Origin of the sequence: Mesorhizobium sp. M6A.T.Cr.TU.016.01.1.1 (genome assembly GCF_003952585.1) — a bacterium.
GTDB lineage: Bacteria > Pseudomonadota > Alphaproteobacteria > Rhizobiales > Rhizobiaceae > Mesorhizobium > Mesorhizobium mediterraneum.
Map to the genome: position 1 here is coordinate 4,482,137 of NZ_CP034452.1, position 20,888 is coordinate 4,503,024.

Here is a 20,888-nt window from a genome sequence, read left to right on the forward strand (position 1 = left end):
TGCGGGAGCCGTCCGGTGCGGACTAGCGCATCTTGGCTGCAATCGCCAGTCCTCGATGCAAATCCGCCTGTCATGACTGCCGCCTCGCCCTGGTGGACGCCCGATGTCCACACCGACCGCCGGCCGCGGCTGCTCCTGCGCAATGCCATCACTGCTGCCCTGCGCGACTGGTTTGCCCGTCGCGATTTCATCGAGGTCGAGACAGCGGCGCTGCAGGTCTCGCCAGGCAACGAGGCGCATCTGTCGGCCTTCGCCACCGAGGCGATCGGCCCGAACGGGCAGCGCCAGCCGCTCTATTTGCACACATCGCCGGAATTCGCCTGCAAGAAGCTGCTCGCCGCCGGCGAGAAGCGCATCTTCAGCCTGAGTGCCGTCTATCGCAACCGCGAGCGCGGCCCGCTACACCATCCGTCCTTCACCATGCTCGAATGGTACCGGGTTGATGAGACCTATGAGAGCCTGATGGAGGATTGTGCCGGGCTTGTCGCGCTGGCCGCCGAGCGCGCCGGCGCAAAACGCTTCTCCTTTCGCGGCCGCGAGGCCGATCCGTTCGCCGAGCCGGAACGGTTAAGCGTCGCCGAGGCTTTTTCGCGCCATGCCGGCATCGACCTGCTAGCCACGGTCGCCGCCGACGGCAGCACCGATCGCGAAGCGCTGCACGCGGCTCTGGTCCAGGCGGGCTTGCGCACCGCGTCCGACGACAATTGGGCCGATCTGTTCAGCCGGGTGATGGTGGAAAAGATCGAGCCGACGCTGGGGCAGGGGCGCGCCACCATCCTTTACGGCTATCCGATTTCGGAGGCGGCACTCGCCCGGCCGAGCGCGGATGATGCGAGGACCGCCGAGCGCTTCGAGCTCTATTGCTGCGGCGTCGAGCTGGCCAACGCGTTCGGCGAGCTTACCGACGCCGCCGAGCAGCGCCGGCGCTTCATCCTAGAGATGGACGAGAAGCAGCGTGTCTATGGCGAACGCTATCCGATCGACGAGGATTTCCTCGCGGCACTTGATATCATGCCGCAGGCAAGTGGCTCCGCGCTCGGCTTCGACCGGCTGGTGATGCTGGCAACTGGGGCGCTGCGGGTCGAGGATGTGATGTGGACGCCGGTGGTGGAGTGAGAGTCAGCGCCTGTCCGCGCCGGCCTCGATGACTATGTGCTGGCAGACATTATCGAGGTCACGAATGACGTCGTCGTTCCAGAAGCGCAGGATGGTCCAGCCCAGCGCTTCAAGCTTTGCCGTTCTCGCGGCATCCGACGCCGAGGCCTCGGCCTGGGCATGCTGGGAACCATCTAGTTCGACGATCAGCTTTCTGTCCGGGCAAGCAAAATCGACGATGTAGCCAGCGATGGGCATTTGGCGCCGAAACGCCAGTCCCATGAGGCGATGCGCTCTGATCTCGTTCCAGAGTTTCAGTTCGGCATCCGTCATGACTTTACGCATCTTGCGCGCATTGCGGCGGTTGATTGGCGGCACAGGATAGTGGCTCATCGCCGCCGACCCCCCTCTGCCCTGCCGGGCATCTCCCCCTCAAGGGGGAGATTACGCCTTCGCATCGCTCCGGCCTCAATCGCGGATGTTGAAGGACGAGGTGCGGCGTTGCGGTCAGCCGATCTCCCCCCTTGAGGGGGAGATGCCCGGCAGGGCAGAGGGGGTGCTTCGCTCCATCCTCCCCTACCGCCCCATCAGCAAATTCACGATGAGCTGCTGTAGATTGCCGCGCGGGGCGAATTCTACTCGGTCGAAATCGCGGCTTGCCTGCCGCTGCGCCTGGGAGAGTTCGGCAAGCCGCCTGGTCATTTCGGTCCTGATCTTTTTGCAACCGGGATCGTCGGGGACGGACAGGCCGATGGTGGCCGTCTCGATCTTGCGGACCATGTCGACGATGATGTCGCCATGCACCTTTTCGTGGGCGGCGAGGCCAGCGGCAAAAACGTCCCAACTCTTCTGCACGGCAGCCGGCACCGGCCCGGACGTTTTGGGCAAGGTGTAGGTTATGATGAGCTTCGGCCGCGCCGATACCAGCACGCAGGCATTGCCTTGTCGCTGATAATCCCTGACCCAGGTCAGCTTGAAATTGGTGTAGGCCATGGCACGGACGTTGCCTTTGCCGATCATCGGCCCCCGCTCGCCCATCGAGGCATGGAGCTGGGGACCGGTCTGCCCTGAAACGGCGTAGGTCTCGACCATCTCAATCGGCTTCCATCCCGCCTGCGCCGGCGATGCCAACAAACAGGCCAGGAGCAGAGACCTCAGAACAGCTGTTTTCATGCGAATCCCCCGGGGCGATGCCTTTGGTGCGCTTGATCATCAACGCGTGGCCGGAATGCGGTCAAGGCGCCCTTGCCCTAAACCTCGGCGTCCGCATTGCGCGTCGAATGAACCAATCAACGGCGATGTGCCGCAAACTCAATCCGCTTGGCGGGCTCGTTTTGAAATCTTCTCGCTCATTTAATTCGATAAACTCAGTAGAGTTACTACACACAAGCCGTTTTGCGAGGAGACCGAAATGTCGAAGAAACTGGTGGTGGGGCTGTCGGGCAACCTGACCCGTCCGTCGAAGACCAAGGCATTCATCAGCCACATCGTCGCGGAGGTGTCGAGCAGCACCGGTGCAGCCTCGACCGTTTTCGACATCGAGGATCTCGGCCAATCCTTCCCGCTGGCAAGGCGCATCGGCGATCTGGATCCGCTGGCCAGGAGCATCGTCGAGCGATTGCTGGGTGCCGATGTCCTGGTGGTTGGCTCGCCGACTTTCAAAGGCAGCTACACCGGGCTTTTCAAGCATTTCTTCGACCTGCTCGACCCGTCGTCCCTGAGGGGAAAACCGGTCATCCTCGCTGCAACTGGCGGCGGCGATCGTCATTCGCTGGTTGTCGAGCATCAGCTGCGGCCGCTGTTCGGTTTCTTCGAGGCACTGACCCTGCCGACCGCGATCTACGCCTCCGACAAGGACTTCGCCGACGGCGTGCTGGTCTCCGAAGCCATCCATTCTCGCGTCAGGCAAGCGGTCGCCGAAGCATGCCGGGTGGCCGGAACGCCACGCAGCGTCGGTCTTGCCGCCTGAACACCGGTCAGCCGATTCCCTTTCCGCACAGCACAGAAGGAACCCGCAATGACCAGACCCAGCAAGTCCAGACAGATCAAGCTTGGTGCCTTCCTGCCCGGTGGCGGACAGCATATCGCAGCCTGGCGCCATCCTGAGGCGCCGGCCGACGGCGCGACGAATTTCGAGTTCCACAGGCAGCTCGCGCTGACCGCCGAACGCGGCCTGTTCGACGCCTATTTCCTCGCCGACAATCTGACCGTTGGCCTCGGCGCCCGCGAAGGCGGCAATGCCAAGATCGCCGGGTTCGAGCCGGTGACGCTGTTTGCCGCATTGGCGCCGCTCACCACCCATCTGGGCTTCATCGCCACCGCCTCCACCACCTATGAGGAGCCGTATACGCTCGCCCGCAAATTCGCCTCGCTCGATCTTCTGTCGAATGGCCGGGCCGGCTGGAACGTCGTGACCTCGGCGGGTGACGACACCGCGCGCAATTTCAACCGCGACGTCCAGCCGAACCACGCCGAACGCTATGCCCGCGCGCATGAGCATGTCGAGACGGTCAAGGCGCTGTGGGACAGCTGGGAAGACGACGCCTTCATCCGCGACAAGAAGTCGGGCCGCTTCTACGACAAGGACAAGCTTCACGACATCGACCACAAGGGCCAGCATTTCAGCGTCAAAGGCCCGCTCAATGTGCCGCGCCCGGTGCAAGGGCACCCGGTGGTGGTGCAGGCCGGGCAGTCGGAGGACGGCCGCAAGCTCGCCGCCCAATCGGCTGAGGTCATCTTCACCGCCCATCAGAACCTGGCCTCGGCGCAAGAATTCTATCGTGACATCAAGGCTCGTGTGAAGGCTGCCGGCCGCGATCCCGGACAGGTGCTGATCATGCCGGGCGTGGCGCCCTTCGTCGGCCGCACCGAAGCGGAAGCCCGCGCCAAGTACCAGCAGCTGAACGAGCTGATCCTGCCCGAGGATGGCGTCGCCCTGCTCAACGGGCTGGCCGGCCAGACGCTCGACATCACCGGTTATCCGCTCGACGGACCGCTGCCGCCGAGCAAGGAAACCGAAGGCATGAAGAGTCGCCAGGCGCTGATCCGCCAGATCGCCGACGAGCACAACTTCACCATCCGCCAGCTCTACCAATGGGTGGCAACGGCCCGCGGCCACTACACCGTCATCGGCAGCGCGGTGCAGGTCGCCGATCAGCTGGAGGAATGGTTCGGCAACGAGGCCGCCGACGGCTTCAACATCCTGCCGCCCTGGTTGCCTGGCGCGCTCGACGACTTTGTCGACCTGGTGATCCCCGAGCTGCAGCGCCGCGGCCTGTTCCGCACCGCCTATGAAGGCAGGACGCTGCGCGAGAATCTCGGCCTCAGGCGACCGGAAAACCCTTGGACCGCAGCCCGCTCGAAGGTGCTGGCCGCCGAATAGATTCTCTTAAAGCGAAGGGCAAGACGATGAGTTTGCAACACATCGAGCAGCGGGTCACGATCCCTGCACATGCCGACAGAACCAGCCTTGGCGCCGATTTCCCTCGCCTGGCCAATCGGACTGTCGTCCGCTTCCTGTCCCGCTACGGCATCCTGATCGCCTTCCTTGCGATCTGGCAGGTCTCGAGCCGCGCGGGATGGGTCAACGCCGCTGTGCTGCCGCCGATCGACACGATCGTCACCGCATTGTGGAACGGTCTGGCCGGCGGCACCTTGCTTGGCGACATCGCCATCAGCCTGCAGCGCGCCGGCCTCGCCTTCGCGGCGGCCGTGGCGGTCGCTATCCCGCTCGGTCTGTTCATGGGCCAGGTGCGCACCGTCGAAACCGCGCTTGATCCGATCCTGCAGGTTTTCCGGCAGACCTCGGCGCTGGCGCTCTACCCGGTGTTCATCCTGCTGCTTGGGCTGGGGGAGGCATCAAAGGTCTTCGTCATCTTCTGGGCGACGCTGTTTCCGCTGCTGCTCAACACCATCAGCGGCGTCAAGCAAGTCGATCCGAAACTGCTCGAGATGGCCCGGGTCTACGGCGCCGCGCGGCTCACCGTGTTTCGCCGTGTCGTGCTTCCAGGGGCCGTCCCGTCGATCTTCGTGGGCTTAAGGCTGAGTGCGACCACGGCGCTCTTGTTGCTGATCGCCTCCGAAATGATCGGCGCCAACAAGGGCATCGGCTTCCAGGTGATGAACGCGCAGTACAACTTCCAGATCCCGCTGATGTTTGCGGCGATCGTCATCCTCGCCGGCCTCGGCCTGATCGCCAACCAGGCCCTGGTCAGCCTGCAGCGGCGGCTCTGCCGCTGGAGCGATCCCATCGACTGACCAGCTCTCACCATCTCTCCAACAGGCCATCCTCTCCAACAGGCCAACCTCTCCAACAAGAAAGACCGGACCATGCCAATCACTCGCCGTTCCCTGCTTGCCGGCGCTCCCTTTGCCGCCGGCATCATCGCCGCCGGCCTGCCTCGCTTTGCCGCTGCACAAGCCGCGCCGGTCACGTTGCGCTATCTCGCCAGCCGCGGCAGCATCTCGCCGCATGAGCTGGCGGACGAGCTCGGCTATTTCAACGATTTCGGCGTCAAGCTGGAGAATGTCGGCTACTCCGGCGGCGGCCCGGAATCGCTGTTCGCGCTCGCCTCCGGCAGCGTCGATCTCGGCTCGGCCGCGACCGCTGCGGTGATCAATTCGATCTCCGGCGGCAACGACTTCGTCGCCGCCTATCCAAGCAACGGCATCAACAGCCAAGTGCGCAGCGTCTTCTACGTGCTGGAAGACAGTCCGATCAAATCGATTGCCGACATCGCCGGCAAGACCATTGCGGTCAACACGCTCGGCGCCCATCTCGACTACACGGTGCGCGAGGCGCTGCACGGCGTCGGCCTGCAGCCGGATGCCGCCAACCTCGTCGTGGTGCCCGGGCCGCAGCTTGAACAGACGTTGCGGTCGCGCCAAGTCGATATCGCGGCACTCGGCTATTGGCAGGCGACGTTTGCCGGCGCCCTTGTCGACAATGGCGGCGTGCGCGGCGTGTTCAACGACACCGATGTGCTGGGCGAACTGGCCGGCGGCTTCATCGTCCTGCGGCGCGACTTCATCACGGCGCATCCGGAGGGGGCGCGCAATTTCGTCGAGCAGTCGGCGCGCGCCGCCGACTGGTCGCGCCAGAACCCGGACGAGGCGCGCAAGGTGCTTGCGGACATCCTGGACAAACGCGGCGAAAATGGCGCGCTGGCGCGCTACTGGACCGGCTTCGGCCTGCGCGAAGGAGCGAAGGCTGACGACCGCGACATCGACTTCTGGGTCAGCGTTCTCGAGCGCGACGGCCGCCTGCCCAAGGGCAAGCTGAAAGCCTCTGACATCCTCTACCGGCGCGGCGAAACGAAAACCAACTGACCGGGAGACGGGCGCCATGGCCAGCAAAAGCGGCGGCGAGGTCACCATACGCGACCTTTCCAAATCCTTCACCCTCAGTGGGCGCCCTCTTGCCGTGCTGAGGGCGCTCAACCTCGATATCCGCTCCGGTGAATGTCTCGTCATCGTCGGCGCCAGCGGATCGGGCAAGACCACGCTGCTGCGCATTCTTGCCGGGCTGGAGGCAGCAGACAGCGGCGGGGTCGCGATCGACGGCAAGCCGGTCCATGGCGTCGGCGCCGAGCGCGCGGTCATCTTCCAGGAACCGCGCCTGCTGCCCTGGCTGACAGTGCTCGGCAACGTCGCCTTTGGCCTCGAAGTGCGGGGCGTGCCCAAGGCGGAGGCCGAGGACAAGGCCCGCTTCTATACCGCGCTCGTCGGCCTGGCCGAATTCAGCGATGCCTATCCCCGGCAGCTTTCGGGCGGCATGGCGCAGCGCGTCGGCATCGCCCGGGCCTTGACCGTGCAGCCTGAAATCCTGCTGCTCGACGAGCCGCTAGGCGCGCTCGACGCCATGACCAAGATCGGCATGCAAGAGGAGCTGGCGCGCATCTGGAGCGAGGAGAACGTCACCATGGTCATGGTCACTCATGATCTGGAGGAAGCGATCTATCTTGCGGACAGGGTGCTGATCCTGCCCAGGGAGAAAGGCGGCACGGCACGGCTGGTCGAGGTTGAGCTGCCGCGCCCCCGCGATCGCAGCGAAAGCCGGTTCGTGCGCTATCGCGAAGAACTGCTGCGTGAGTTTGGCCTGCACTGAGACGAGGGGTGAAAGGCGCGTCTTGCGCCGCCCTTATTTCTCCGCCGCCACCTTCGAGAACAGCGCGCGCTCGACCGGTGGCTCCAGCGTTTGCGCGAAGGGCGTCGCCATGTGGTGGCGGTCGCGGTAGGCCAGCTTGCCGTCGATGAAGACATGGCAGGTCTTGGCGTCGCAGAACCGGTCGGTCATATCGATATAGGTCGCGTTGGGAATGGCGCGCACGATATCGCGCTCCACCGCGGCCACGGCATCGTTGGCGGCGTCGCTTCGCGGTGCGTCACATACCGACGGCGCCTGTCCGCGCCACAGCGCGCGGGCCACGCAGGTGTCGACGAACATGCCGTTGAACGGCACATCGCGGATGAAGGCGACCTTCAGCCCGGCTTGGCTGAAGGCCTCCAGCGTTGAGCGCAGACCGGCCTGCCAGTCCTGATCCTGGGTGTCGGGCACCTTCGCGTCGGGCGACAGTTTGCGCGAGCTGGTCAGCGATATCTCCGAGATCACCACCAGGCTCGGGCGCAGGGCGATGATCTCCTTGATCGATTGCTCGCGCCATTGATCGCACTCGGTGTAGTCGCGCTTCAGCTTCGAGCTCCAGACCGTCAGCCGCGAGGCCCGGCAGGCGGATTTGAGCCAGGTGACGACTTTGTAGTTGTTCTTCTTCGCCGCCTCGATCAGCGGCGTCGACCAGTGGTCGGCGTGCGAATCGCCGAACAGCGCGATCGAGTGCTCGGCATTCTTGGCACCGAACTCGCAGGCCTTCGGCGTGACGGTCTCGTAGTCGAGAATGCAGCCCACCTTGGCGCGCGCAGTGGAAGGCTGTGCGGCAGTTTCGGCAATGATGCGTTGTGAGGGGTCGAGATCGTGCACGGCAAGGCGCGCATTGGCATAGGTCGCCACCACGCTGGCACCGGTCAGCATTGCGGCGGGGACAAGCGCGCGCGCCGCATTCGCCATCAGCCAGCCGTTGCGGCGGATCGGGTTCTCGATGAAATTATAGGTGAAGATCGAGAGCGCCAGCGTCAATGCTGCGCAGGCAAGCCGCCCGGGCCAGGAAAGATCGGGAACCATCATCGTCGCATAGACGATGACCGGCCAGTGCCAGAGATAGAGCGAGTAGGAAAGTTTCCCCACCCATTGCAACGGCGGCAGCGCCAGCACGGCGCTGGGTCCGCTTTGGACATTGCCGGAACCGCTGAGCAGCAGGAGCACGGCGCCGGCCACTGGCACCACCGCCGCGACGCCGGGGAAGGGGGTGTCCTGCTCGCTGAAGGTCAGATAGGCACCGGCGATCAGGGCCAGGCCAAACCATGCCAATGCTGCGCCCAGTTGTGGGCGCTCCCGCCAGAATTTTGCCGGCGCCATCGTCGCCAGGCCGCCGGCGGCAAATTCCCAGGCCCTGAGCGGCGAGAAATAGAAGGCCCAGGGCTGCGCCACGGTGGTGAGCCAGGCGCAGACGGCGAACGACACCACGCCGGCGACGCCGATCACCAGGATCGCCGCGCGCTTGCCCGGGCGCAGCCATGCGGCCAGCAGAAGCAGCCCCGGCCATACGAGATAGAACTGCTCCTCGACCGAGAGCGACCAGAAGTGGATGAAGGGGTTGTTCGCCGCATCGGGGGCGAAATAGTCGAACGCCCAGCGGATCAGCCAGAAATTGATCGCATAGGCCGAGGCGAACATGGCGCCTTTCGAATAGAGTGCCTGTTCGTCCGGCGACAGGATGAAGTAACCTGCGACCAGCGTGACGAGGATGACGAACAGCGAGGCCGGCAGCAGGCGCCGGGCGCGCCTTGCGTAGAAGCGCCACAGGTTCAGCCGGCCGTCCTCGGCGATTTCCCGCAGCAATTGGCCGGTGATCAGATAGCCGGAGATGACGAAGAAGATGTCGACGCCGGTGAAGCCGCCCGGCAGGTCCGACAGACCGAAATGGAACGCGACGACGCCTGACACCGCCAGCGCACGCAGCCCTTCGATATCAGGCCGAAACGATGCTGACACGGCGATACCTCGCGTAGGTCGTTGAAAAGCCCACCCGTTGCGAAGACTCGACGCGATGCGCGGATATTGCAATGCAACAAATCTAACGCAGTGCAACATAAGTGGAGGTTCGCGGCGTGCTCGTCGGCGCGCGCATCAGCGCCGCCGTCTGCATCCGCCGCGGCGGCCGATTTTTGAGCACAAGTAGAATAACTAGCCCGGCTAGCGGGCCTGCGTACCGATCTCAGGCTTTAGAGGAGCCCGGCGCGCGAGCGGCGGGCTCCTCCCCTTGGTCGTCACCGATCACGCATGCGCCGGCGGATGATGACGCGAGTCCCAGACCGCCCAGGCCGATGCCGCAACCACCAGCACGCCGAGGACAATATGGGTCGCCATCGCGTTGGCGTTCGCCATGAAGCCGAGCAGCCAGGGCGAAACGATCAGCCAGAGCCCGACAACAAGATTTACCCACTCTTCCCACTCGGCGAATACCGAAAGCGCCGTGATAGCCAAAGCACCGAGCACAACGCCGGCGATCCAGGCGTTCCACGCAGGATTGGTTTCAGCAGCGAAGCCGAGTACCCAGGGTGAGACGAACAGGCAGACCGCAAGGATCAGGTTGATCCAGTCCTGGGCCTTCTTTCCTTCCATCACATTGTTTGCCATGACAACCTCCACAGATGAAGTTTGACCAAAGCACCACGTCGCGTGCAACGCACGCTTAGTCATTGATATATTGCGCTTTCGACGGCCTTCAAGGAGCGGCCCTGCGCGGCCATGGCGTCGTCATTTCGCACCGCAGCGATGCCGTGTCCGCCATCTGCCTGCGCGGTTCAGAAGCGCCGATTTCCAGAGGCTTCCGCTTGCAAGGTCGAGGAGCCCGCGCAGATCATGGGGCAGGCGGCGTTCTCAGCCGATCACGCCTTCTTCAGGAACTCGGTTTTCAGCACCAGGCCCTTCACCTGCTTGGTATTGCACTCGATCTCGCCCGGATTGCCGGTGAGGCGAATGTTCTTCACCAGCGTGCCGCGCTTGATCGTTTCCGACGTGCCCTTGACCTTCAAATCCTTGATCAGGGTCACGGAATCGCCCTCGTTCAGCTGGGCGCCGTTGCTGTCTTTTACGATCGCGTCTGTCATGTCGGTTCTTTCATGGGGCCGGTCCACGGACTATCCGGCGGATGGCGGCCAGGTCAAGCATGCCGGGCACCCACGTTGCCCATATCAGGTGCTTCGGCTATTGACCGACAGCCAATGCCGGCACAGGTCAAACGGAGCCCGACCATGACAGAGAAGACCATCCTCAAATTCGGCGCGGTCGAAAATGCGGAGGCGGGCGATCTCGCGGGCTGGATCGTTGTCGACGGCAACCCGACCATGAAGACTGCCGTCCAGCACACTACCGAGGACGGCAAGGTCATGTCGGGAACATGGCAGGCTACCCCCGGCACCTACCACGCGACCTACAGCGACTATGAATTCGTGCACATGATATCAGGCCGCATCGTCATCACCCCCGATGGCGGCGCGCCCGTCGAAGTCGGTCCCGGCGATGCCTTCGTGGTCGAGGCCGATTTCAAGGGAACGTGGAAGATCATCGAGCCGGTCACGAAGCATTTCGTCGTCAGGATCGGCTGAGGCAGGAGGCGTGCCTGGCAATCCTGTCATGGCCCGACACGCCGCCGCCAAGCCTGTCGATCCCGGGGTCTGTTGATCCCCGGGGCCTGTCGGGCGCCGCAAGTGGCACGGTCGAATAAAAAGATAGAGTCCCATCCATTAGGGATGCATGAGACTCTAGAAATTGAAATAGATCGCCGGCGGATACGGACTGGACACATCCTTGCCGGCCGGCGCCGCCATCGCACCGGACGACGCGGTAATCCCACCGGTGGCCTTATTGTCGAGCACCGGCCGGCTTTTCTCGGCTGTGGCTGCTTTCGCATCGGTGACAACGACTTTCGTCTTAGCCTCCACGGTTTGCGACAATGCGAGCACGGCGAGCAGTGCAGATAGGGCAAGTTTCATGATGGGTCCCTCTATGATTAACGTAAGGTTAACCCCAGCCGCCGGCTCGAACACCGCCGCTGTGTGGAAGGGCGTGGAATTCTGCGGAATTCCTGGAATATAGGCGTGTGGAAAAGTGCGGGCCGCGGAAAACGGAGCAGGTGCCGGCGCGTGTTAGGCTCGCAGCCGCATCAGGCGCCGAAGCCCGGAGCGGCGCGGCCGAACGCGGACATCCAGTCGCGCTTGGCCGCCGATGTCGCGGCCAAGCGCCGGTGTGAGATCAATCCTTGAAGCCGGTCGAGTCGAGCAGGGCGACCTGCTTGCCGTCGATGTAAAAGCGTATCACGTGCGCGCCGCCGTCGACTTCGATGCGCGTCGGCTCGATGGCCGGCTTAGCCTGCTTGCCATAAGTCGCTGCCGCGCGCGAGCCGGCAGCGGCTCGCGACGGTCTGTCCGGCCCGAAGGTCAGCAGCAGCAGTGCTGTGGATCCAGCCGCAATCGCGGTGAAGGAGATTTTGGGAGATGCAGTCCAGGACATCGAATTATTCCTTCCTTGTTGAGGCGGCATCTTGCGCTGGTTGCGAGAACTCGGCTTCGCCGTCGTTCAAATGACTGAGGAAGGGTGTTGGTATTCAAGCCTACATTAGCGTGAGTTCTATACGGTTTTGCCCTTGCCCTCCGCGACCTTAGCGCCGCCTGCCGGGGCGAAAAGGGCAGGTGCGTGGAACGGCATGGATTTCTGCGGATTTCCTGGAATATCGACTTTAGGAGAGGCCCGGCCCGCGATGAATGCGGTGGGAGCAAGTGCTGGCACATGTTAAGCCTTGCGGTGGCATAAAGGGGCAGGTGGGATGGCACAGCATATCGCGCAGAAGTTACGGCTGACTGTGGCCCTGCTGGGAACCATCAGCCGCAAGGACCTTGCGGCGGCGTTCCGGAACGTCAACCCGAACACGGCGTTCGATCTCGGCCGCGCCGACAAATGGCTGCAGGGCCGCGCCCAGCCACGCCAGCTCAGCGTCTACGACGATTGGTCGAAGGTTCTCAAGCTGGAGCAGCCAGGCGCCTGGATCGCCGAGAGCGACCTGCCAGGCTTCACCGCGGCGATCTGCGCCCGCCACGGCATCGAGAGGGCCGAACTGGAACGCCGCGTCGGCGCGCAGTTCGAGGCATCGTCTGGGCATGAGGAGCGAAGCCTCGGATTGGCCCTTGCCGGAACCTATGCGTGCTATTCGCATGCTTTGTCGCCCTATTATCGCGGCCAGTTGATCAGGGGCAGCCTGTCGATTGAGACTGGGCCGGGCGCGCGCGGCCTGACTGCCGCCTATCGAGAGGTGTTGCCGACCGGACAACTGCTGGTCGGCGGTCCGGTGAGCCCGGCAAAACGCGGCCTTTATGCGTTTCTGAAGGAAACCGGCGGCGATGCCCATTTCTTCCTCTGCCTGTTCCCACAGTCGCGGCCGGGAAGCGTGCTTGGCGGCTATATGGTCGGCACCACAATCATCAGCCCGGAGCCGCAGCCATCCTTGACCAGAATCCTGATCGTCCGCTTGCGCGACCCGGCGCCCGAGGCATGGGGCGGATATCTGCCGCCCGACGGGTCGATCGCTAGGGATTTGGCATCGCTAGGCGTGACCGTCGAGCAGCCGGAAGCGGTCGACCGGCAGCTGGCGCAATTCCTCGCCGGAGACAGCGACGGTAGCGCCAGCCAGATCCCGCCGGCCGAATTCCGCGCCATCCTCGACGTGTTCGACCGTCATTGGTTGAACCATTCGGGCCAGGCCTGACCATAGCAACGCGCCGCCGGTGTCGTCATGACCGTGACGGGCCATCTTCGCGCCCATTGCACCCACGCAAAGCAACTTGGCGTTCATGATCATTTCTTCCTGGTTGTCAGGTCGCCCAGATGAAGCTGGCGGAGGCCGCACCAGTGCAGGCGCGATGCCACAACCGAAAGGCGGAACCTATCGCCATGTTCAGCGGTTGTGTCGAGGAAGGCAGCCCATGCCCCTCACGGTCCGAACCACGCTCTGCGACATTCGAAACGATCTGCACGCCCTGCGCAGGACGGTGGCAGCCCGTGGTCACATCGAGGCGATCCAAGCCATCGATGCGCTGATCGGCGTCGCCGAAGCAGAGGCGGTCCAGGCCATCCGGCGTATCGACCAGCTTGCCTGACCGGCAGCAGACGCGAACACCTACGGAAAGAATCGCAATGAATATCAGGGAGATGACGCGGCTAGAATGCATTGCCCTGTTGAGATCGGCCAGGCTTGGCCGCCTGGCCTGCGTCAGGGACAACCGGCCTTATGTGGTGCCGATCCATTTTGCCTTCGGCGACGATTTCATTTTCAGCTTCTCGCTGCCCGGCAAGAAGGTCGAGTGGATGCGGGGCAACCCTCACGTCTGCCTGCAGGTCGACGATGTCGGCAGCGTCCACGGCTGGAAGAGCGTCGTCGTCGACGGCGTCTTCGAGGACCTGCCGAAGGTGCCCGCCCTGGACCGTACCGCTCCGGCCATCGACCAGTTGGCTCCCGTGTTGGACCATGAGCGCGAATTTGCCTGGTCGCTGCTGCAGAAGCACGCCAACTGGTGGGAGCCCGGCTCGCTCAATCTGGGCGCCACGCTGGCCACTGCGGGCAGCCATCTGTTCTATCAGATCAAGATCGAGACAATTTCCGGACGGCAGGCGTTCCGGTAGGTCTTATGGTCGGGTAGCGCCCAGGCTCTATGTCAAATGACGTATCCGTTACCGGTGGAAGGCGCAAAAAAACCCGCGTTCCGGAGGGGGTCGGGAGGCGGGCTCTTTAACGACCGAACGCTCGGGGCGTTCGATGTGTCTGTCAACACAGCAGCGAAGGATTGGTTCCACTTGGAATCACCTAATTCGCCACAGCGTGCATCGAAACCATGATCCCCCTGGAAGCGCTGCGGTTCCCTAGGATGGATCAGGCTACGCTGCCCGTGGTATGCGCGAGGTGAACGTCGCCCTGGTCACAGACACGCTGGTGCCCTTGGTGTCGCTGATGACCTCCACCTTGGCCTCCAACTGCTTGACCAGCGCCTCGACGATGGCTGTTCCGAGACCCGCGCTCGGCGCCTCGCTGGTGAGTTTGCCGGTGCCGTTGTCCGAGACAGTCAGCTTCCAGTCGCTGCCCTCGGTCTCGTAGGTCACCTGGATCAGCGCCTTGGCCTTCTCCATCGGGAAGGCATATTTGATCGCGTTGAGAACGAGCTCGGTGACGATCAGGCCGAGGCTCACCGCCTTCTGCGAGTCTATCCTGCCGCCTTGTGCCGTGACGTTGACGGCGATCGGCTGGTCTTCACCAACCATCGAGACGGCCAGGCTCTCGCACAGCTTCGACAGATAGGACACGACGTCGATCTCTTCGACGCCGGTCGTGGTGTGAAGATGGCGCTGCACTTCGGCGACCGACAGAACCCGCTGATGGGCATCCTTCAAATGCTGACGAGTTTCCTCTGATGTGACGGAGCGGGCCTTCAACAAAAGGATGCTGGCGATGATCTGCAGGCTGTTGGCGACCCGGTGCTCCATTTCGCGCAGCAGCACGTCCTTTTGCCGCAGCAGGTCTTCGGTGCGGCCGAGAAGCTCTTCCTTTTCCCTCTCGATGGCACGGCGGGCCGTGATGTCGTTGAAGGCGAGCAGGATGGTCACGGCTGAACTGTGGTCGTAGAGGACCTTTCGGGCGTTGAGCAGCATTGTTCGCGGGCCGATATTCGGGAAATCATGCTCGACCTCAAAGCCGTCCATGGCGGTCTTCTCGGGGATGATCGTCTCCAGGAGCAGGCGCAGTGCCGGAATGTCCCACTGGCCGTCGCCGAGCGCATAGAGCAGCGAGCCGCGCGTCTGCTCGGGGTCGACCTTGAAGGTCTGGTAGAAGGAGCGGCTCGCCGACAGCACGCGAAACTTCTCGTCAAGGACGAGGAAGGGCTCGGCGATCGTGTTGACGATGGCCTGCGCCAGCGTCTGCACATCTTCGATATTGGCGATGGGATGAAACAAGGCTTGCGGCCGATCTGGGGTTTTTGCCCCCTCTTGAGGGCCAGTACACTGTTGCCGGGCCGATGTCGCCAAATGAATCAGTTGAGGTGCCGGCCTGCCTCTGCCCTTGTGGAGTGAGCAGCGGTTGGCGAAGCGCGCCCCTTGCTGCTCGCGCCGTGGCCCCGGTGCGAAGGAAGCGAAGTTGCGCGCCGGCTCAATATGCCTGATCATGGTGATTGGCAGGGTGGAGGCATCAAGTGGCGGCCAATCGTCGAAACGGCATGCACCCGTCGGACCCCGGGCTGGTGGGCATTGTTTCCACTTCCAGGGTCCTTCCGCGCATGTCGTTGCCCACCGTCGCGACTGTCGTGGCGGCGGTCGCGGCCCTGTATTTCGGGCGCGAGATTTTCCTGCCGATCGCAATCGCTCTGCTGCTTACCTTTGCGCTTGCACCCATGGTTTCCGCACTCAAACGAGTTGGCATTCCGCGTCTTCCTGCGGTCATCGCCAGTGTGATGGGCGCTTTCACGGTCCTTGCGCTGTTCTCGTTCATTGTCGCCACGCAGGTCGGTGAACTGGCGCAGAACATTCCGCTCTACCAGTCAAATATCGTGACCAAGATCCGCTCCCTGAAGGAGACCGGCGTCAGCGGCGGTATCGTCGCCAGGCTGAGCAGGGTGATCGAACGCGTCGGCGAAGAACTCGACAGGCAAGAAACCTCACAGCCCGCCGCGGATCAGCCACGGCGCGAGCCGGTGCCTGTCGAGATCATCGCGCGTGAAAGACCGCTCCAGGTTCTCCAGAACCTGATCGGCCCGCTGATCAGCCCGCTGGCATCGGCCGGTCTGATCATCGTCGTCGTCATTTTCATGCTGCTCGAGCGCGAGGACCTGCGCGACCGTTTCATACGCCTCGTCGGCTATGGCGACCTTCATCGAACCACCGAGGCGCTCCAGGATGCCGGCAAGCGGGTCGGCCGGTATCTTCTCATGCAATTGGTCGTGAATATCCTTTATGCCATACCGATTACAGTAGGGCTTTGGGTTTTGGGCATACCCAATGCACTGCTGTGGGGATTGCTGGCGCTGGCGCTGCGCTTTGTTCCGTATATCGGCCCGATCATCGGTGCGCTGCTGCCTTTGTTCCTGGCGCTTGCCGTGGCTCCCGGCTGGTCGCTCGTGCTGTGGACCGCCGGGCTGTTCGTGGCCATGGAAATGATAACCGGCAACGTGGTCGAACCGTGGCTCTACGGTTCACGAACCGGGCTTTCACCATTGGCCATCATCGTTGCGGCTATCTTCTGGACCTGGCTCTGGGGGCCGCTGGGCCTGGTTCTGTCGACGCCGCTCACTGTCTGTCTCGTCGTGCTCGGCAGGCACGTGCCGCAGTTCGAATTCCTCGACGTCCTGTTCGGCAACGAGCCCGTACTCGAACCGCATGCTCGGCTCTACCAACGGCTGTTGGCCGGTGATCCAGAGGAAGCCACAGATCACGCCGAGGAGATCCTGGAGGAAAAATATCTGTTCGAATTCTATGACAAGGTCGCCATTCCCGCACTTCTGCTCGGCGAACAGGATCGCGTGCGGGGCGTCATGGGCGATGAGCAAAGACGGCAGGTGGCGGCCAGTGCGCAGACGCTGGTGGCGAACCTCGACGACAGCGCACAGGAAGAAGCAGAGGAGGAAGACCCAGCCGCCGCTGAGGAAACCGGCTCGCGCAAGGACAAGGAGGCTCTGGGGGAAGGTGAGGGCGACATCGAGTTGCCTGATGGCACGGACATGGCGGTGTTGTGTGCCGGCGGTCGCGGCGAACTCGACGATGCCGCCGCCGCCATGCTCGCGCAGGTGCTCGAAGTCCAGGGCGCAACGATATCGAAAGTTAGCTTTGCCGATATGGATCCGGCGAGCATTCGCCGGCTCGAGCTCGACGCTGTCGATACCGTGGTGGTCGGCTTTCTGAACCGCGATTCGGTCAAGCACGCCCGTTTCCTGGTTCGTCGGCTGAAACGTGTCAAAAGGGCGCTACGGGTAGGCATCGTGTTCTGGTCGGCGACCGACGGCGACAACAAGGAGACAGCCGCCAAATTGGCCAATGACATCAATGCTGATTTTGTGGCCCATGGCATGGTCGATGCCGTACTGGGCGCGTTGTCGAGCGATCCGCCCGTCGCGCTGAAGGCCGCTGCCAGGCGCCGCATTCGCCGTCGGCCGCCGGCCGCTAAGAAAGCGCCGCTTGCGGCTGCAAAATAAGGCTGTAGTTCGCTGTCACGTCCAGAAATAGCGCACGGTGTGGAAGAAAACCGGGGCGGCGAAGACCAGGCTGTCGGCGCGGTCCATCATGCCCCCATGGCCCTCGATCAGATGGCCCCAGTCCTTCACCCCCTGATCGCGCTTGATGGCGGAGGCGACCAGTCCGCCGAGAAATCCCATCAGGCAGGCGATGAAGGCGACACCCGCTGCCTGGAGCGGCGAGAACGGCGTCAGGAACGACAGCAGCGCGCCGAGCAGGCTCGATGCCACCAGCCCACCGACCAGGCCCTCCCAGGTCTTGGACGGCGACACTTTCGGCGACATCAGGTGCCTGCCGAACAGCTTGCCGAAGATGTATTGCAGCACGTCGCTGCCTTGCACGGTGATGATCAGAAAAGCGATCAGCAGCAAATTGCGACCTTCGAAGCCGGGCACCTCGAGCGTCAGCAGCGCCGGCACGTGGCTGACGCAGTAGACCGAGATCATGACGGCCCATTGCTGCGCCGAGACGCGCTCGAGAAATCGCTCGGTATCGCCGTGGAGCGCGGTGATCGCCGGCATAAGCAGAAAGCAGTAGACCGGGATGAATATGGTGAAGAGGCCGTACCAGGCGGTCCACACCAGCCAATACTGGAACGGGATGATGATGCCGAACATGCCGAGCAGCACCCAGTGGTCGCTGCGGCGGGTGTGCGTCAAAGTCACGAATTCGCGCAGCGCCGCAAACGAGATCAGCGCGAACAGGATGGTCATGCCGTGGCGACCGAAGAAGAAGGCGACGGTGATCGCCAGGACCATCACCCACCAAGCATTGATGCGCTGGTTGAGGTTGATCAGGGTCGAGGGCAGCGGCTTCGGCGCGCGCCACGACAGAATGCCGGCGACCAGGTTCGCCGTTATCAGCACCGCAGTGAGTCCGACAATCAGAATGAGGATTTCGCGCATTGGCATGTTGTCTGGTCGTCTCTTAGAGGTCGCATGATGTTTTTCGGAAAACCGGATTCCACTTTTCCGCATCATGCGCTGGCGGGCGGGGGTTCAGCGCAAGCAGCGTCTCGCGGGCGCGGTCGAGGAAGGCGCGGCGTTCCTCGCCAGGCGCAATCGCGATCGGCGCGCCGAAGACGACGCGGCAAAGCAGCGGCACGGGCACGAACTGACCCTTGGGCAGCACCCGCGACATGTTCTCGATCCAGCACGGGATGAGCTCGACGTCGGGCCGCGCCATCGACAGATTATAGAGGCCGGAACGGAACGGCAGCAGCGGCTGGTCGGTCATGTTGCGCGTGCCTTCGGGAAAGACAATCAGGGAATGGCCCTCGTCGAGCACCGACAGCATGATCGAAATCGGATTCTGCGCCTCATCGGTCCACTGCCGGTGAATGAGCACGGAGGACAGCATGTCCTGCGCGATGAACCGGCGCAGCCGCGATTTTCCCCAATAGTCGGCGGCAGCGACCGCATGGGTGCGGGCGCGCTCCTTCTCGCTGAGGCAGGCCGACAGCAGGATGAAGTCGCCGTGGCTGGCATGGTTGGCGAAGTAGATGCGCTGCCGGTCAGACGGCTGGCTGCCGTTCCAGATCGGCCGCACGCCGGTCACCGCCCAGGCCAGCGCCGACAGGCCGACCGAGGTCACGGTCTGCAGCAGGGTGAAGGTGCGAGTGCCGAGCTTGCTCATCGGCTGGCTCAGACAAAGGCCGCGACGAGGGACGTCGCCCCGAACAGGCCGATCGCGATGCGCTGCCTGGCCAGCAGGCGGTGCGTGCCCGCCATGCGCCGGTCGAGCGAGCGGCCGCCGGCAGAGGGAGGTTTCAGCCGCATGCGCGCCAGCACCTCGTCGACCGCGGCTCCGGCCGCGGCCTCGCTGGCGTGGCTGGCCATCAGCCGGAACAGCAGCGCGTCGAAGACAAGCAAAGCAGAGTAGGCGAGGGTGGCCGCCGCGCTCGCTGCCGCGATCAGCCAGGCCGCGGCCGATATGGGCGTTGCCTGCGGCCCGGCCACCGCGCCAATGATCGGCGCGGCCATCAAGGCGGCCGCCAGCAGCAGAAGCGGCCACGCCGCCTGCACCATCAGCCCGGCTGCGAACGCCTCGGCCCTGTCCTGATAGGCGTCGCTTTTCATGCCGGCTCGTCCGCCGCGAGCCGAAGATGCACCGGCCGGCCCGATGCCGCGAGCCGCTTGTGCGCCTGCGCCGCCGTTGGCGAGCGGCCGGTGGCAACCAGCCATTCGGCGACGACGCCGGCGCTGCGCTGGAAGCCGAGCGCGCAGCAGACCAACACGGTGCCGTGGCTGCGAGCCGCTTCGATCGCCGCCACCGCTTGCGCTCGCGCCTCCGGCGACGGCGGCAAAAGATCGAGCATGGCGATACCTGTCCAACGGCAGGTGACGCCGCGCGGCCTTTCCAGCTCGCCGGCAAGGTCGATCACCGCGCCGAAAGTATCGGCCTCGGCAGCTGTCGGAAAGCGGCCGAGGTAGACGCCGTCGGCGACCGCTATCTGCGCCGGCAGCTTGCGCGTCCATATCAATACATTGATCCTGGCGCCAAGCCGGTAGGGCAGCAGCAAAATACGGCTGGCCAGCGAGACGCGGCCATTGGCCGCTTTCTGAAACACCTTGGCGCCGGCCCCGACATAGGCGAAGGCGACGATGGCCAGCGCCAGCGCGGGCCACAAAAGGATGAGCCACAGCGCCGAGACGAAGGCGCCGGCAACGGCGCCGGCCAGCGCAAGCGCTGCGCCAAGCGCATAGAACCGAGCCAACCGCCTGGCCTTGGCATCGGCGGCCAGGTGGAAGCCGGCGAACGGCAATTCGCCCTCGCGCGGGAACAGCCACAGGGCGAAAAAGCCAAGCAGCGCGCCTGTCGGGATATCGATGACATGGTGCTGCCATGTCGTCAGCACCGAGGCGCCGATCAGCAGACACCAGGCATGCCAGACGATGCTGGTCGTGCCTTTGAGCCGATAATGCCAGTGATCCCAGATGATGACCAGCAGCGCGATGTGCAGCGACGGCGCCTGGTTGAACGGCTTGTCGAAGCCGCCGAGCACCGCGAACATGAAGCCCGGCAGGCCGGATGTTTGCGGCCGCATGAAGGTCGCGGTCAGCGGGAAGACGATGAAGCAGGCGACGGCGAAGATCTGGGCGGTGAGATAGCGGCCGGCGAGACGGTCGACGCCGCTCTTGGTATCGTTCAACAGCAGCGACAGGCCGTAGAACAGGTTGATCGACCAGTAGGGCACGATCGTCCAGGCGATGAACGGGACGGCGCGCTCCCAGGCGAAGACGATGCTGCCGACATCGTTGCGCTGCGACGCCAGCCAGTTGGCGAAACCGTAGGTGGCGTAGAAGAACGGCGCCAGAAACGCCAGCCACAATGCCGCCCGCAGCACGATCCCGGCGTACGGCTCGCGCGCAGGAGCAGAAAGGGCAGGGTCAGCGCCAAGGATAGGCATGAC

23 protein-coding genes are annotated in these 20,888 nt (G+C 63.8%); 11 read left to right on the forward strand and 12 right to left on the reverse strand.

Going from position 1 to position 20,888, the window contains the following annotated elements; all coding sequences use genetic code 11:
* The first annotated feature begins 72 nt into the window (after positions 1-72).
* Positions 73-1,116: an EF-P lysine aminoacylase EpmA gene (epmA, locus tag EJ075_RS21540; protein WP_126105662.1), complete on the forward strand. Its 1,044-nt coding sequence runs from the start codon at positions 73-75 to the stop codon at positions 1,114-1,116.
* A 3-nt stretch (positions 1,117-1,119) separates the two neighbouring features.
* On the opposite strand, the gene EJ075_RS21545 is transcribed toward epmA, so the two are convergent.
* Entirely contained in the window at positions 1,120-1,488 is a 369-nt protein-coding gene (locus tag EJ075_RS21545) for a DUF559 domain-containing protein (protein ID WP_126105663.1), read from the reverse strand.
* Between the two features lie 183 nt (positions 1,489-1,671).
* Positions 1,672-2,187 carry a DUF922 domain-containing protein gene (locus EJ075_RS21550; RefSeq protein ID WP_245457981.1) on the reverse strand — a complete coding sequence of 172 codons (516 nt, stop codon included), beginning with the start codon at positions 2,185-2,187 and terminating at the stop codon, positions 1,672-1,674.
* 319 nt (positions 2,188-2,506) lie between these two features.
* Between EJ075_RS21550 and msuE the strand changes: the two genes are divergently transcribed.
* The 5 genes from msuE (at position 2,507) to EJ075_RS21575 (ending at position 7,201) form a co-directional block, all read left to right on the forward strand.
* Positions 2,507-3,064 carry an FMN reductase gene (msuE, locus tag EJ075_RS21555; RefSeq protein ID WP_126105665.1) on the forward strand — a complete coding sequence of 186 codons (558 nt, stop codon included), beginning with the start codon at positions 2,507-2,509 and terminating at the stop codon, positions 3,062-3,064.
* Between the two features lie 48 nt (positions 3,065-3,112).
* Entirely contained in the window at positions 3,113-4,477 is a 1,365-nt protein-coding gene (locus tag EJ075_RS21560) for an LLM class flavin-dependent oxidoreductase (RefSeq protein WP_126105666.1), read from the forward strand.
* A gap of 26 nt (positions 4,478-4,503) precedes the next feature.
* Entirely contained in the window at positions 4,504-5,352 is an 849-nt protein-coding gene (locus tag EJ075_RS21565; RefSeq protein ID WP_126105667.1) for an ABC transporter permease, read from the forward strand.
* A gap of 72 nt (positions 5,353-5,424) precedes the next feature.
* Entirely contained in the window at positions 5,425-6,423 is a 999-nt protein-coding gene (locus EJ075_RS21570; RefSeq protein WP_126105668.1) for an ABC transporter substrate-binding protein, read from the forward strand.
* Positions 6,424-6,439: 16 nt separating this feature from the next.
* Entirely contained in the window at positions 6,440-7,201 is a 762-nt protein-coding gene (locus tag EJ075_RS21575; protein WP_126105669.1) for an ABC transporter ATP-binding protein, read from the forward strand.
* A 33-nt stretch (positions 7,202-7,234) separates the two neighbouring features.
* Here the strand turns inward: EJ075_RS21575 and EJ075_RS21580 are convergent, their stop codons facing one another.
* From EJ075_RS21580 to EJ075_RS21590, 3 genes are all read right to left on the reverse strand, one after another.
* Complete coding sequence (locus tag EJ075_RS21580) at positions 7,235-9,202, reverse strand: acyltransferase family protein (RefSeq protein WP_126105670.1); 1,968 nt, start codon at positions 9,200-9,202, stop codon at positions 7,235-7,237.
* 282 nt (positions 9,203-9,484) lie between these two features.
* Positions 9,485-9,847 (reverse strand): SPW repeat protein, encoded by a 363-nt coding sequence (locus EJ075_RS21585; protein ID WP_095482788.1) that lies wholly within the window; start codon positions 9,845-9,847, stop codon positions 9,485-9,487.
* Between the two features lie 251 nt (positions 9,848-10,098).
* Positions 10,099-10,320, reverse strand: a complete 222-nt coding sequence (locus EJ075_RS21590; RefSeq protein WP_095482787.1) for an alkylphosphonate utilization protein — start codon at positions 10,318-10,320, stop codon at positions 10,099-10,101.
* 144 nt (positions 10,321-10,464) lie between these two features.
* On the opposite strand from EJ075_RS21590, the gene EJ075_RS21595 reads away from it, so the two are divergent.
* The gene (locus EJ075_RS21595) at positions 10,465-10,818 is read left to right on the forward strand and encodes a cupin domain-containing protein (RefSeq protein WP_126105671.1); all 354 of its coding nucleotides are present in this window, start codon (positions 10,465-10,467) and stop codon (positions 10,816-10,818) included.
* Positions 10,819-10,974: 156 nt separating this feature from the next.
* Here EJ075_RS21595 and EJ075_RS21600 read toward each other — a convergent pair whose 3' ends face one another.
* Entirely contained in the window at positions 10,975-11,205 is a 231-nt protein-coding gene (locus tag EJ075_RS21600; RefSeq protein ID WP_126105672.1) for a hypothetical protein, read from the reverse strand.
* Positions 11,206-11,464: 259 nt separating this feature from the next.
* The gene (locus EJ075_RS21605) at positions 11,465-11,722 is read right to left on the reverse strand and encodes a hypothetical protein (protein WP_126105673.1); all 258 of its coding nucleotides are present in this window, start codon (positions 11,720-11,722) and stop codon (positions 11,465-11,467) included.
* Positions 11,723-12,035: 313 nt separating this feature from the next.
* On the opposite strand from EJ075_RS21605, the gene EJ075_RS21610 reads away from it, so the two are divergent.
* The 3 genes from EJ075_RS21610 (at position 12,036) to EJ075_RS21615 (ending at position 13,885) form a co-directional block, all read left to right on the forward strand.
* The gene (locus tag EJ075_RS21610; RefSeq protein WP_126105674.1) at positions 12,036-12,971 is read left to right on the forward strand and encodes a hypothetical protein; all 936 of its coding nucleotides are present in this window, start codon (positions 12,036-12,038) and stop codon (positions 12,969-12,971) included.
* Between the two features lie 217 nt (positions 12,972-13,188).
* On the forward strand, positions 13,189-13,362 hold the full coding sequence (locus EJ075_RS33225; protein WP_164547158.1) for a hypothetical protein: 174 nt from the start codon (positions 13,189-13,191) through the stop codon (positions 13,360-13,362).
* A gap of 37 nt (positions 13,363-13,399) precedes the next feature.
* Complete coding sequence (locus EJ075_RS21615; protein ID WP_126105675.1) at positions 13,400-13,885, forward strand: pyridoxamine 5'-phosphate oxidase family protein; 486 nt, start codon at positions 13,400-13,402, stop codon at positions 13,883-13,885.
* Positions 13,886-14,137: 252 nt separating this feature from the next.
* Here the strand turns inward: EJ075_RS21615 and EJ075_RS21620 are convergent, their stop codons facing one another.
* Complete coding sequence (locus EJ075_RS21620) at positions 14,138-15,208, reverse strand: histidine kinase dimerization/phosphoacceptor domain -containing protein (RefSeq protein ID WP_126105676.1); 1,071 nt, start codon at positions 15,206-15,208, stop codon at positions 14,138-14,140.
* Positions 15,209-15,444: 236 nt separating this feature from the next.
* Here EJ075_RS21620 and EJ075_RS21625 point away from each other — a divergent pair, with 236 nt between their 5' ends.
* A complete protein-coding gene (locus EJ075_RS21625) occupies positions 15,445-17,436 on the forward strand; it encodes an AI-2E family transporter (RefSeq protein ID WP_164547159.1) in 1,992 nt (663 codons plus the stop codon).
* Positions 17,437-17,451: 15 nt separating this feature from the next.
* Here EJ075_RS21625 and EJ075_RS21630 read toward each other — a convergent pair whose 3' ends face one another.
* Genes EJ075_RS21630 through EJ075_RS21645 form a run of 4 tightly spaced genes read right to left on the reverse strand, consistent with a single transcriptional unit; the run spans position 17,452 to position 20,885 of the window.
* Positions 17,452-18,381 (reverse strand): phosphatidate cytidylyltransferase, encoded by a 930-nt coding sequence (locus EJ075_RS21630; protein ID WP_126107411.1) that lies wholly within the window; start codon positions 18,379-18,381, stop codon positions 17,452-17,454.
* A 22-nt stretch (positions 18,382-18,403) separates the two neighbouring features.
* Positions 18,404-19,111, reverse strand: coding sequence for a lysophospholipid acyltransferase family protein (locus tag EJ075_RS21635; RefSeq protein ID WP_126105677.1), 708 nt, complete (start codon positions 19,109-19,111; stop codon positions 18,404-18,406).
* An 8-nt stretch (positions 19,112-19,119) separates the two neighbouring features.
* Positions 19,120-19,554 carry a hypothetical protein gene (locus tag EJ075_RS21640; protein ID WP_126105678.1) on the reverse strand — a complete coding sequence of 145 codons (435 nt, stop codon included), beginning with the start codon at positions 19,552-19,554 and terminating at the stop codon, positions 19,120-19,122.
* Complete coding sequence (locus EJ075_RS21645; RefSeq protein ID WP_126105679.1) at positions 19,551-20,885, reverse strand: phosphatase PAP2/dual specificity phosphatase family protein; 1,335 nt, start codon at positions 20,883-20,885, stop codon at positions 19,551-19,553. The genes EJ075_RS21640 and EJ075_RS21645 overlap by 4 nt, the downstream gene beginning before the upstream one ends.
* Positions 20,886-20,888: the final 3 nt, after the last annotated feature.

What these genes read in the sequence shown, in the direction of transcription:
- epmA (WP_126105662.1), top strand. Translation starts at nt 73, where the DNA reads ATGACTGCCGCCTCGCCCTGGTGGACGCCCGATGTCCACACCGACCGC.
- EJ075_RS21545 (WP_126105663.1), bottom strand. Translation starts at nt 1,488, where the DNA reads ATGAGCCACTATCCTGTGCCGCCAATCAACCGCCGCAATGCGCGCAAG.
- EJ075_RS21550 (WP_245457981.1), bottom strand. Translation starts at nt 2,187, where the DNA reads ATGGTCGAGACCTACGCCGTTTCAGGGCAGACCGGTCCCCAGCTCCAT.
- msuE (WP_126105665.1), top strand. Translation starts at nt 2,507, where the DNA reads ATGTCGAAGAAACTGGTGGTGGGGCTGTCGGGCAACCTGACCCGTCCG.
- EJ075_RS21560 (WP_126105666.1), top strand. Translation starts at nt 3,113, where the DNA reads ATGACCAGACCCAGCAAGTCCAGACAGATCAAGCTTGGTGCCTTCCTG.
- EJ075_RS21565 (WP_126105667.1), top strand. Translation starts at nt 4,504, where the DNA reads ATGAGTTTGCAACACATCGAGCAGCGGGTCACGATCCCTGCACATGCC.
- EJ075_RS21570 (WP_126105668.1), top strand. Translation starts at nt 5,425, where the DNA reads ATGCCAATCACTCGCCGTTCCCTGCTTGCCGGCGCTCCCTTTGCCGCC.
- EJ075_RS21575 (WP_126105669.1), top strand. Translation starts at nt 6,440, where the DNA reads ATGGCCAGCAAAAGCGGCGGCGAGGTCACCATACGCGACCTTTCCAAA.
- EJ075_RS21585 (WP_095482788.1), bottom strand. Translation starts at nt 9,847, where the DNA reads ATGGCAAACAATGTGATGGAAGGAAAGAAGGCCCAGGACTGGATCAAC.
- EJ075_RS21590 (WP_095482787.1), bottom strand. Translation starts at nt 10,320, where the DNA reads ATGACAGACGCGATCGTAAAAGACAGCAACGGCGCCCAGCTGAACGAG.
- EJ075_RS21595 (WP_126105671.1), top strand. Translation starts at nt 10,465, where the DNA reads ATGACAGAGAAGACCATCCTCAAATTCGGCGCGGTCGAAAATGCGGAG.
- EJ075_RS21600 (WP_126105672.1), bottom strand. Translation starts at nt 11,205, where the DNA reads ATGAAACTTGCCCTATCTGCACTGCTCGCCGTGCTCGCATTGTCGCAA.
- EJ075_RS21605 (WP_126105673.1), bottom strand. Translation starts at nt 11,722, where the DNA reads ATGTCCTGGACTGCATCTCCCAAAATCTCCTTCACCGCGATTGCGGCT.
- EJ075_RS21610 (WP_126105674.1), top strand. Translation starts at nt 12,036, where the DNA reads ATGGCACAGCATATCGCGCAGAAGTTACGGCTGACTGTGGCCCTGCTG.
- EJ075_RS33225 (WP_164547158.1), top strand. Translation starts at nt 13,189, where the DNA reads ATGCCCCTCACGGTCCGAACCACGCTCTGCGACATTCGAAACGATCTG.
- EJ075_RS21615 (WP_126105675.1), top strand. Translation starts at nt 13,400, where the DNA reads ATGAATATCAGGGAGATGACGCGGCTAGAATGCATTGCCCTGTTGAGA.
- EJ075_RS21630 (WP_126107411.1), bottom strand. Translation starts at nt 18,381, where the DNA reads ATGCGCGAAATCCTCATTCTGATTGTCGGACTCACTGCGGTGCTGATA.
- EJ075_RS21635 (WP_126105677.1), bottom strand. Translation starts at nt 19,111, where the DNA reads ATGAGCAAGCTCGGCACTCGCACCTTCACCCTGCTGCAGACCGTGACC.
- EJ075_RS21640 (WP_126105678.1), bottom strand. Translation starts at nt 19,554, where the DNA reads ATGAAAAGCGACGCCTATCAGGACAGGGCCGAGGCGTTCGCAGCCGGG.
- EJ075_RS21645 (WP_126105679.1), bottom strand. Translation starts at nt 20,885, where the DNA reads ATGCCTATCCTTGGCGCTGACCCTGCCCTTTCTGCTCCTGCGCGCGAG.